Genomic DNA, 10798 nt, shown 5'->3' with positions numbered 1-10798 from the left:
TCGTAAGGCCTTCTACCAAGAGATATCACAGCTCCATCAACCAATAATCAATTGGTCAGTATTATTTATTTGAGTCCAGTGGCTAACTTATTCTTGAAATTTAGGATAAACGAAAGAAGTCTTAATTATCATTAAATTTTATAAATATTTAGGTACGGGAGCAAAAGTTTTACGATGAATGGGAGTTGCTCCTAATTTTGCTAAACCAGCTAGGTGCTGTTTAGTACCGTAGCCCATATTCTCGTCAAAACCATAGCCAGGATACAAACGTGCATAGTCAGCCATTAAATGATCCCGGTACTCTTTAGCAACAATGCTGGCTGCAGCGACGCTGATGCTCTTCCTGTCCCCTTTGATTAGGGTAGTCTGTGGGATGTTAATTTCCAATGGAACAGCATCAACAATCAAGTGTGATGGTCGATGATTTAGGTTGTTGACTGATCGAATCATCGCTTGTTGAGTTGCGGCATAAATATTAAGTTCATCAATTACTTCTGAAGAATTAACAGCAATACTGACTTCTACCGACTCATCAACAATTCGTAAGTATAGTTGTTCACGTTCATGTCTAGATAATAATTTTGAATCCGTAACTTCAATTAGATCAAAGTTGTCATCTAAGATCACAGCACAGGTCACAACAGGGCCAGCAAGTGGCCCCCGACCAACCTCATCAATTCCTGCAACATACTTGTGACCAGCATTCCAAAGGGCCTTTTCGTATGTAAATCGTTGGTTAAAAGCCTGTTGTGCCGCTTGGCGTTTATCAATTCGATTCTTGAGTTGTTGCAGGGCCGTTTGGACACCCTTTCTTGGATCATTCAACAAAGATTGAACAAACGGATCACTCATTGTTTTGACTTTCTTCAATCGCTCTTGAACTTCACGTACGCTAAGACTATTACTCATTGGTTTGCTCCATTGCTAAATCAGCGGGACTTTCTAAGGATACAGTACCAAATTTGCCTTTTCGCAGGTCAAAAATTAACCGTTCGCTTGCTCGATCATAATCATCACGAAATCCCATTTTGGCAGTAATCGTTAATAATAAGTCTGCGTCACTAACATCTTCAGCAACATCTTGTTCACTAAGTCGGTACCGTTTCTTTAATTCATCTAGCCGTTGATTACGCAAATAATGTAGTGCAAATAGTGCAACATCATCCTTAGGATAAAGGCTGTCCTTTATTGCCCCAGTTAAGGCTAACATGAGTCCTTGTCTTTGGGTTGCAAATTTTGGCCATAGTACACCAGGAGTATCTAATAATTCCAATTCAGCCGACGAGCGTAACCATTGTTGCCCAGTTGTTACCCCTGGACGATTTCCAGTTGCTGCTACATTTTTCTTAACTAAGTGGTTTAGTAAAGTCGATTTACCAACATTTGGAACACCAACACACATTGCACGAATTGCACGCTTCTTAAAGCCTTTAGATTCCTCCTGTGCAAGTTTTTCTTTCAGAATTGTCTGTGCCTTGCGAGTGACGATTCGGGAAACGTTTTGTTTACGTGAATCCAAGGCTAATACGGGTTGATTATGTTCACTGAAATAATCAATCCATTCTTTAGTTACTTGAGGATCAGCTAAATCGGTTTTAGTTAGAATTAATAACCGTGGTTTATCACCAGCAGCCCGTGCAACTTCGGGATTTTGGCTAGAGTACGGAATCCGTGCATCAACTAATTCAAAAACAATGTCAACAAGCGACATTTGTTCGCGAATCTGTCGCAATGCTTTTGCCATATGCCCTGGGAACCATTGAATAGTTGCCATATTGTACCTCCTATTACTATTCCATCTTGTTTAAATACATTTGCCATGCATCATCAAAAATTGTCATTGATGGCAAATAATTGGCATTTTCTTCTAAATAATTTGAAATTTCGTCAAAATTTTGTGACTGTTTTGGAAAGGTTGTATCCAAAAAAGCATTATTTGCGAACTGTTCAACCTCGTTTGGTAAATCTGGTTGGCGCAAGGTCATTAAAAAATGATAAAAACTAGTTCGATACATTTTTAAAATCCTCCATTTTTAGGAATGGAAATTAGAAAACGAAATTCTCCATTTTTGATATCTATTTTTTCTGCAGAATAATGTAATGAATGATGCTTACTATATTTATTCAAATCCAGCAAAATCGTCCGCCGGTTTTGATTTACATAGACCCAATTTGGTAACTTATATTGTTTCTTGATATAACCCATTACGTATTTAATCGGTAAGTTCAACCGCCCGATTGATAATCCTTTTGCTTTAAGCAATACGTTCCCATTAGATTGTCTTTCAGGAATAAAATTCATCGCAAACTGCACCTTAGCACCCAAGAACTTCGTGGTACCAATTACAGTTGCATATTGCTTGCCAACAACAAATCGGTACTTAATGTTATTGCCCTTTAGGAATCGATCCAAATAGTTACTAGAAAGAGCATTAACCTGTTCACGATTTAGGTTAATTTCAAACGAATTGTCTGTTTTAGCAGGGGCGCTTGACTCGGTGGGAACACTAGCAGGAGCGGTGACACGTCCGTATAAAAACAGGCCACAACCCAAGATTACTAAGACTAGTCCCCAAAAAGCCCATTTCCAATAATTTCTTTTTTTCATACTTAATTTCCCACCTTTTGATATTCGAAGCTATCATGTTTAACCATTGATTTATACAGTTTATAAGTCATTTGACGGTATCCACGATGATTAGGATGAAAATTATCGTCGGTTGAAATATATTCATTTAAATTGTGTTTACGCTTATTCATAATAGCAATTAACTCTTTCTGACTGACCTTACCATTATTAACTTTTTCAGATGATTGAACTAGTTTTTCACGTTGGGCTGCAGTTTTATATTGACCATATGACATCAAATGATTAATATTCACAAAATAGGATGGACCATAACCCTGAAGTGTTTTTTGTGTGATTTGATTCCACTTACTAATTGACGAATTGATCGTGTCTACTTGTGGGAAATATGTATATACCGGATTATAAATACTCATTACAAAAATGGGGGCCTTCTTGTTTTGCTGACGGATGGTAGTAAATAGCTTTTTCAATTTAGCCTGATATGTTTCTCCAGCGTTATTGATATCTTGAGAAATATTCTTTTCTGAATTAGTCATCAGATCCTTTTGCAAGGATTGCATTAGGTCATTACCTCCGACAGTCATCACAATTACATCAGCACTTTTTAAATCTTGTCGAATTGTCTTTTGATCATTAATTCTCCGTAAAATCTGGTCAGAGCGATCACCACTAACGCCATAGTTAACAGTCGTAACTTGATTATGAAATTTATTTTGCAAGCGGTCTTTAATTAAACTAACATAACCATCTTTATGGTCTTCATCACCTTGACCGTAAGTCAAAGAATCTCCGATAGCTACTAAATGCACTTTTTTCTTCACAATCCTAGTAGGATGACTCGTTGAACGCTGATGGTTTGAAATATTTTTTTGCCAAATCAATAAACCAGCGATTACCAAGCAAATTACAATTAATATTCCCAAAAATTTTTTAAATGTTTTACTCATTATTTCACCATGAAGTTAGAAATACTCAAAAAGGTCGGGGAAATGCCCCAACCTCCTTTTAGCTATTCAGTGTAGTAATGTAAGCTATTTGCACCCATTCCAGTATGAGTAGCGATAATTGGTACTGTTTCACGAACAACAATATCGATGTCTGGGAAAAGTTTTTCTAGACGTTCTTTTAACCAAGCCACTTCCTTAGTTGCTTGGACGTCCGAAATACCAATTGCCTTTACTTTAGGGCCATCAGCCATTTGTTTTAAAATTCGTTCCCAGGTCTTATGGATATATTTAGTACCACGACCCTTACTATCAATCGTGATCTCACCATCTTTAATTTCCAACATTACCTTGATATTTAACAGTTTAGAAAGTGTTCCTGCAAATCGGTTGACCCTTCCGCCTGCTACCAGATTATCTAATTTATCGATTGCCAAAAACAATTTAGACTTTGAGAAAACATCTTGCATTTTAGCAACAGCATCTTCAACAGAACCGCCATTTTCAATAACCTTCGCTGCTTCAATAATTTGAAAGGCCATGCAGCGATCAGTAGTGTGGGAGTCTACTACAGTAACATCTGTACTAGACATATTAGCAGCTTGTTCGGCAGCATGCACAGTTCCACTGATGGATTCCATCATGCAAACACAAAGCACTTGGCTTCCGTCAGCACCTAATTTATCAAATGCTTCCACAAACTTACCAATTGGCGGTTGTGAAGTCTTAGGAAGACTTTTAGCCTTTTCCATCATACCTGGAAATTGGTCATTGGTAATCGTTTCCCGTTCAGTATAGACTGTCCCATCAATCATAACTGTCAAAGGAACAATTGTAATATCATATTTTTTTATTTCTTCTTCAGTTAACCCCGCTGAAGAATCACAAACAATTTTGATTTTTGACATGGTTTTGCCACACTTTCTAAAAAATTTGCTATAATGTATCTAGTTTCAAAAACTAGATGTTAACATATTAATACTTTGTAAGCTATTATATAGCATACAGAAAGTTTAATCACTTTATTAAATACTTACCCTAGTATACCAAATGTTTTGACAGAATGTATAGACGAAAGGAAATCCACAAATTGACTCAAAAAAACACTATTAAAAACGACGTTACAATAGAAGTATTCAATGCTATCTCTCATGGAATTGGTACATTACTATCAATTGCCGGTTTAGTATTACTAATTATCACTGCCGTTCACCGTGGTGGTGCCATGCGAATTGTCACCTTTACAATCTTAGGGAGTGTCATGGTCCTCTTCTATCTCAGTTCGACTTTATTTCATAGTTTAATTTTTACTAAAGCTAAACCGGTATTTCAACGTTTAGACCACTGCTTTATTTACATTTTAATTGCTGCTAGCTACACACCATTTTGTCTAGTTGCTATTAAAGGTTGGCTAGGCTGGACCCTGTTTGGTATTGAATGGGCAATGGCCGTTCTGGGAATCATCTACAAGAGCATTTGGCTTAAACATAAGAGTAATTTGTCAACACTAATATATGTCATTATGGGGTGGTTATGCATTGTTGTATTTTGGCCACTTTGGCATCATCTTGGAAACACCGGTTTTGCCCTACTTTTCGTTGGTGGATTAACTTATACAATTGGAGCAATTATCTACAGTTTTCCGCGACGGACCGCTCATCTAGTTTGGCATTTCTTTGTTTTAGCTGGTTCAGCTTTTATTTACTTTGCGGTACTCTTATTTGTTTAGTTTCCAGTCTTCAAACCGACAATTAGGGATAGAGGTTTCCGTTGATGGAACCTCTTTTTTATTAGTCAGTTGCCATTTTTGATAATCAATTGGGATCATTTTAACGTCTCCCTGGTGATTACCTTGGACGACCGTCCGATGCAAAACATTTACATATTGTTGAGTTTGCTCAAAAATACCAGCTCCCCCAATAATGCAAATTTCTTCATCTTGATATTGATTATTCACATAGTTCATTAACTCGTCAATTGATGAAAAACTGATAATCTTATCATTATTAATCGAACGGTGACTTACCACAATATTATCGCGGTGAGGTAAAGGACTTCCAATGGACTTGAAGGTATTCGCTCCCATCACTACAGGGTGATTCATTGTAACTGATTTAAAATGCTTCAAATCCACTGGTAAATGCCACGGTAATTGGCCATTTTTACCAATCCAGCCTGCCTCGTCTTCGGCCCATACAAAAGATATCTGATTCATAATATTTCCCCTTATACAGCAACTGGTGCCTTAATTGCCGGTTCATGTTCATAGTGGTCCAATTTAATGTCATCCATGGTGTATTCGTCCAATGGCTTGGTCCCATTAGGGAAAACTAAATCAGGTGCGGTATGAACTTGACGCATTAATTGCTCCTTAACCTGTTCGATGTGATTATTATAAATATGCGCATCGCCTAACGTATGTACAAAATCACCAACTTCAAGTCCGCATTCCCTAGCGATTAAGTGAGTTAATAACGCATAGCTGGCAATATTAAACGGTACCCCCAAGAAAATATCAGCTGACCGTTGGTATAATTGGCAACTCAATTTCCCATCATTAACGTAAAATTGAAACATCGTATGACATGGTGGGAGCGCCATTGAAGGAACATCTTCAGGATTCCACGCTGACACAATCAATCTTCGAGAATTAGGATTCTTCTTAATCTCATCGATAACATTTTGAATTTGATCAATCGTGTCACCCTGAGAAGTTTTCCACTTTCGCCACTGGCTACCATAGACTAACCCGAGATCTCCGTACTTTTTTGCAAAATCATCATCCTGCAAAATTCGTTGACAGAAAAGCTTCTTTTGGGTTAAATATTGTTCTTTAAATTTAGCATCTTGCAACCAACGATGTCCAAAATCCGTCATATCTGGGCCGTGGTACTCATCACTAGTGACCCATTTTTTAAAAGCCCATTCATCCCAAATGTGGTTTTTATGTTGGAGTAGGAAACGAATATTCGTATCTCCTCTTAAGAACCATAATAATTCGCTTTTGATTAACCCAAAAGCAACTTTTTTTGTGGTCAGGATTGGAAAACCCTTTTGGAGATCAAACCGCATCTGATAGCCAAATACCGAATGAGTTCCAGTCCCAGTCCGATCCCCTTTGAGATGACCATTTTCCAACACATATCGAGCTAGATCAAGGTATTGCTGTTCGTTTTCATTAATAACCATTATAATCTCCCTATTCAATGTAATTACTTAAGTATTCCCAACGTTTGGTTTTATCATCTATCTGCTTTTGGACATCATTTAACTGTTTCTGTAATTTAGCCAGCTTTTCATAATTATCTCCGCTACTGTTCATTTCGTTTTCAATGGACGTTTGTTGCTGGTCAAGTTTGTCTAGTTCCTCATCAATGTGTTCCCATTCAAGCTTTTCAGCATAAGTTAATTTAGTCTTTTTATTTTGCTGGCTATTCTGTTTTTCAGACGCCTTTTTGATAGGTTGATTTTTAGAAGTAGAAGTAGGCTTGGACTTAGTTTGCGCCTCTTCCTTTAGATAGTCAGTAAATCTACCGGTATATGGTTTAATCACACCATTACCTTGGAAGATTAGCAGTTGACTAGCTACCCGGTCAAGGAAATACCGATCGTGAGAAACAGTAATCACAGTTCCATCAAAATCATCTAAATAGTTCTCAAGGACAGTTAGAGTAGAAATATCTAAATCATTTGTCGGTTCATCTAATAATAGAACATTTGGTTGTTGCATTAAAATCTTCAGTAAATACAACCTTCTTTGCTCACCACCAGATAATTTACGGATCAGTGTTCCATGCATAAAACGTGGGAACAAAAATTCTTCCAGTAAATTTGTGACGCTAATACGCTCACCATTGGCATTCTTGATCGAGTCAGCGACTTCACTTAAATAATTAATAACACGTTTGTCCTTATCAATCTTTTCAGTTTGCTGGGTGTAATATCCAAGTTTAACTGTTTCACCAATTTTAACGATCCCGCTATCTAGCTTCTGTTTGCCAGCGATCACGTTTAATAATGTTGACTTACCAGCACCATTAGCTCCAGAAATACCAATCCGGTCACCAGGTTTAACCAACCAGTTAAAGTAATTCAAAATGGTTTGCTGATTGAACTGCAAGTTCCCATTTTCAACCTTGATAACGTCTTTTCCCAGTCGCTGAGACCCCAGGTTAATCTGAACATCTTCATCTGTCTTTAACTTACCAATTGAATCTTTAAGGTCATTAAAACGGTTAATTCGGCCTTTTTGTTTAGTACTCCTAGCCTTAGCGCCATGACGCATCCAATCCAATTCCTTTTTATAAAGAGACTGACGTTTGCGTTCACTTTCTTCAGCCAATTCGACCCGTTCAGCTTTCTGTCGTACAAAGTCTTGATAATTACCATCATAATGGTAAAGTTCACCAAATGATAATTCCCAAATATGGTTTGTAACTTGGTCTAAAAAGTACCGATCATGTGTAACAACCAAAACAGCCCCTTTATAACTGGCTAGAAAATCTTGTAACCACATAATAGAAGGAATATCTAATTGGTTAGTAGGCTCATCAAGCATCAATAAATCGGGATGCTGGATTAAAACCTGCGCTAATCCAACTCGTTTCTGTTGACCACCAGATAAATTACCAATGACCTTTTGCATATCGTCGTCAGTAATTTTCAGTTGAGTCAGGATTGTTTTAACTTGGCTTTCTGCCTCCCAAAGATCTTCCTGATCCATCTGTGCCTGCATCTTAGTGAACCGATCAATAGCTTTATTATCATTAGGGTGTTCACTATAGTTAATCAATGCTTCTTCATACAACCGAATTGTTTTAAAAATTCTTTGGCTACCAGCAAAGATGGCATCCATAACTGTTTTATTTTCATCTAGATCCGGCTTCTGCTCTAAATAACCAATTGTATAATCATTTGGCTTGGTAATGGTTCCAGAATCTGCATGGGTGATTCCGGCAATCACATTTAATAAACTTGTTTTTCCACTACCATTGGTACCAATTAGTCCTACACGATCACCTTCATTAATGATAAAGGAAATGTTATTAAAAAGTGTTTTTTCTCCATAAACACTCGTTAAGCCGTCAGCACGTAATGTTTGCATCTTTAACCCTTCTCTATTATTCTCTTAGCCGTTTGAATTAGAACCTCTGTATTATTCGGTAATTGTTCATTTACAACCATCCTTTGAAGTCGTGCAATGACTTCCCCTAATTCAGGTCCTGGCTTTATACCTGCTTGTTGAATTAAATTTCCACCATTCACAGCTAATTGATGGCTATCTTGAATCGGTAACCGATCAAATTGGTCAACTAAATCATGGTGTGGCCAACCAAAAAACTTAGCAACGATGACCGCTGATTTTACAGCATCCATTCCCGCCTCAAATAGTGCTAAATTATCAACGTGATCCTGTTTAATTATATCAACCAATTTAATGACCTTTTGAACATGGTTAATTAAATCGTTTGGCAACTTCCATTGCTTCATAAATGATGTAATTTGTCCTCGATCAGTTAGTTGCAATGCATAAATTAAAACCGACCAGGCTTGTTGTTTATTTTTTATAATTGACCAATTGTGCGCATCAGCTAATTTCTGTAACGCGTCTTTATAATTAATTAAATTAGGACAATATTGGTATAAATTGGTGTCGATAAAGTACTGTAACCCTTTTGGCGGATTCAATCCTAATAATAACTTTGAAAATTCAACTTCAATTCTTTCGACAGCAATTTTTGTTAATAATTCGCCATTATCTGTGATGCCCTTAAGAGTTGCATCTTCAATATTAAAGTCCAGTTTAGAAGCAAAGCGCACTGCCCGCATCATTCGAAGTGCATCCTCATGAAAACGTTCCTCAGGATTACCAACCGCTTTAATGATTTGATTTTGCAAATCGGAGAGTCCATTAAAAAGGTCAATTACTGTACCATCTTCTTTCATGGCTAAAGCGTTAATTGTAAAATCACGCCGCTTTAAGTCATCTTTTAGTGAGCGGACAAAAGTAACTTTGTCTGGTCGACGATAATCTTGGTAGCCACTTTCAGTACGAAAGGTTGTAGTTTCATAACCAGTACCATGATCTAAAATCATCACAGTTCCATGTTGAATTCCCGTATCTACAGTCCTTTTAAAAATCGCTTTAATTTCGCTGGGATATGCACTGGTTGCAATATCAATATCATGAATCGAGTCCCCTAAGATTGTATCCCGAACACATCCTCCTACAAAATACGCTTCATAACCAGCGGCTTCTATTTTTTGTAAAACCGGCCTTGCAGGTTCAAACAATGTTGGTAAATGTTTAATTTGCATCAAATCACTCTTTATTAATTAGTATACTCTGTTAATTTTAACAAATTTTCTGGTTGCTGTGTTTCTTTTAGTGAGTTTGTTGTATTATTTAGTTAAAGTAAATTTATACTTTTAACTAAGGAGACAAAAGATGGTTTACCCACTATATCAAACATTTCATACCTGGTTATTAAATAAGCACGTCACAAAAACTACAATTAATAATTACGACAGTACTCTCAATCAATTTTTTACATTTTTGGAAAACCAGCAGCATCTTGGTGGTCAAGATGCGTTGCCACTTATTCAAGAATCTGACCTGCACGCATACTTTGCCTTACAAAACATTTCGCAAAGCACCTACAATAAAAAATTATCGCATCTCAATCAATATTTCCTATTTCTCGTCGACCATCAAGTCATTAAATCATTTCCAACCATTGCTTTTCATGGTAAGAACGTAGCAGTAAACTTAAGTACCAACCGTAAATGGCATCAATATGTTCCTCAATTATTAGAAAATGATCAAGTAAGTATGTATACAAGGGTCACCCTGCTTTTATTAGCTCATGGATACGACATTCAAGAAATCCTTCGTCCCGGTTTTTATGAAGTGTTTGTAAAATTAAAATTCACCAATGAGAAAGAAAACATTTTTCAATCAAAGTATCAACACTGGATTACTCCACTTCAACAAGAACAACATGCACATGAATTATTATTAAAAAAACGCATCAATCTCCAAAATCCTTCCCTTTCCCTTGCAGGTCTTCATAAATATTTAAAAGCAGATCAAATCAATATTCCATTTAAGCTATCACCACAACAATTACATCAATCATATGTTCTTGATTTTATCGACACTCATCCTCAGTGGAGTCAACAGCAACTCCGTGATCATTTGAGATTAGATCCTGCATCAATGATGTATTATCAAAACCTATTAACTAAAGAGAAAGCTTCGGGT

The 10798-nt window shown here is 36.9% G+C and carries 12 protein-coding genes; 2 read left to right on the top strand and 10 right to left on the bottom strand.

Translation table 11 applies throughout. From position 1 onward, the window contains the following. Positions 1-138 precede the first annotated feature (138 nt). From H5975_RS05760 to H5975_RS05735, 6 genes are all read right to left on the bottom strand, one after another. A complete protein-coding gene (locus H5975_RS05760) occupies positions 139-909 on the bottom strand; it encodes a ribonuclease HII (RefSeq protein ID WP_204785256.1) in 771 nt (256 codons plus the stop codon). Then, entirely contained in the window at positions 902-1774 is an 873-nt protein-coding gene (gene ylqF, locus H5975_RS05755) for a ribosome biogenesis GTPase YlqF (protein ID WP_204785255.1), read from the bottom strand. Before ylqF ends, H5975_RS05760 begins: the two co-directional genes overlap by 8 nt. Before the next feature lie 16 nt (positions 1775-1790). Continuing rightward, the gene (locus H5975_RS05750; protein WP_204785254.1) at positions 1791-2015 is read right to left on the bottom strand and encodes a YozE family protein; all 225 of its coding nucleotides are present in this window, start codon (positions 2013-2015) and stop codon (positions 1791-1793) included. Positions 2016-2017: 2 nt separating this feature from the next. Beyond that, on the bottom strand, positions 2018-2608 hold the full coding sequence (locus tag H5975_RS05745) for a YpmS family protein (protein WP_204785253.1): 591 nt from the start codon (positions 2606-2608) through the stop codon (positions 2018-2020). Between the two features lie 2 nt (positions 2609-2610). Beyond that, entirely contained in the window at positions 2611-3537 is a 927-nt protein-coding gene (locus H5975_RS05740) for an SGNH/GDSL hydrolase family protein (protein WP_204785252.1), read from the bottom strand. A gap of 62 nt (positions 3538-3599) precedes the next feature. Next, a complete protein-coding gene (locus H5975_RS05735; RefSeq protein WP_204785251.1) occupies positions 3600-4442 on the bottom strand; it encodes a DegV family protein in 843 nt (280 codons plus the stop codon). A gap of 182 nt (positions 4443-4624) precedes the next feature. On the opposite strand from H5975_RS05735, the gene trhA reads away from it, so the two are divergent. Then, positions 4625-5263: a PAQR family membrane homeostasis protein TrhA gene (gene trhA / locus H5975_RS05730; protein ID WP_239473158.1), complete on the top strand. Its 639-nt coding sequence runs from the start codon at positions 4625-4627 to the stop codon at positions 5261-5263. Here the strand turns inward: trhA and H5975_RS05725 are convergent. From H5975_RS05725 to H5975_RS05710, 4 genes are read right to left on the bottom strand one after another with little or no spacing between them, the layout of a single operon-like run. Next, complete coding sequence (locus H5975_RS05725) at positions 5252-5749, bottom strand: dihydrofolate reductase (RefSeq protein WP_204785249.1); 498 nt, start codon at positions 5747-5749, stop codon at positions 5252-5254. The two genes, trhA and H5975_RS05725, sit on opposite strands and share 12 nt — an antisense overlap. A gap of 11 nt (positions 5750-5760) precedes the next feature. After that, positions 5761-6723, bottom strand: a complete 963-nt coding sequence (locus tag H5975_RS05720; protein WP_204785248.1) for a thymidylate synthase — start codon at positions 6721-6723, stop codon at positions 5761-5763. A gap of 10 nt (positions 6724-6733) precedes the next feature. Continuing rightward, complete coding sequence (locus tag H5975_RS05715; protein WP_204785247.1) at positions 6734-8638, bottom strand: ABC-F family ATP-binding cassette domain-containing protein; 1905 nt, start codon at positions 8636-8638, stop codon at positions 6734-6736. A 2-nt stretch (positions 8639-8640) separates the two neighbouring features. Continuing rightward, complete coding sequence (locus tag H5975_RS05710) at positions 8641-9852, bottom strand: CCA tRNA nucleotidyltransferase (RefSeq protein WP_204785246.1); 1212 nt, start codon at positions 9850-9852, stop codon at positions 8641-8643. Between the two features lie 130 nt (positions 9853-9982). Between H5975_RS05710 and H5975_RS05705 the strand changes: the two genes are divergently transcribed. Continuing rightward, on the top strand, positions 9983-10798 hold an 816-nt coding region (locus H5975_RS05705; RefSeq protein WP_204785245.1), incomplete at its 3' end, for a site-specific integrase.

The sequence above is a fragment of the Limosilactobacillus coleohominis genome (assembly GCF_016901675.1).
Classification (GTDB): Bacteria; Bacillota; Bacilli; order Lactobacillales; family Lactobacillaceae; genus Limosilactobacillus; species Limosilactobacillus intestinavium.
This window is presented reverse-complemented; position numbering and strand designations above follow the sequence as displayed.

Bases quoted from the DNA above. Each gene is read 5' to 3' on its own strand.
- H5975_RS05760 (WP_204785256.1), bottom strand. From the start codon at position 909: ATGAGTAATAGTCTTAGCGTACGTGAAGTTCAAGAGCGATTGAAGAAA.
- H5975_RS05745 (WP_204785253.1), bottom strand. From the start codon at position 2,608: ATGAAAAAAAGAAATTATTGGAAATGGGCTTTTTGGGGACTAGTCTTA.
- H5975_RS05725 (WP_204785249.1), bottom strand. From the start codon at position 5,749: ATGAATCAGATATCTTTTGTATGGGCCGAAGACGAGGCAGGCTGGATT.
- H5975_RS05750 (WP_204785254.1), bottom strand. From the start codon at position 2,015: ATGTATCGAACTAGTTTTTATCATTTTTTAATGACCTTGCGCCAACCA.
- H5975_RS05740 (WP_204785252.1), bottom strand. From the start codon at position 3,537: ATGAGTAAAACATTTAAAAAATTTTTGGGAATATTAATTGTAATTTGC.
- H5975_RS05735 (WP_204785251.1), bottom strand. From the start codon at position 4,442: ATGTCAAAAATCAAAATTGTTTGTGATTCTTCAGCGGGGTTAACTGAA.
- H5975_RS05710 (WP_204785246.1), bottom strand. From the start codon at position 9,852: ATGCAAATTAAACATTTACCAACATTGTTTGAACCTGCAAGGCCGGTT.
- H5975_RS05715 (WP_204785247.1), bottom strand. From the start codon at position 8,638: ATGCAAACATTACGTGCTGACGGCTTAACGAGTGTTTATGGAGAAAAA.
- H5975_RS05720 (WP_204785248.1), bottom strand. From the start codon at position 6,723: ATGGTTATTAATGAAAACGAACAGCAATACCTTGATCTAGCTCGATAT.
- ylqF (WP_204785255.1), bottom strand. From the start codon at position 1,774: ATGGCAACTATTCAATGGTTCCCAGGGCATATGGCAAAAGCATTGCGA.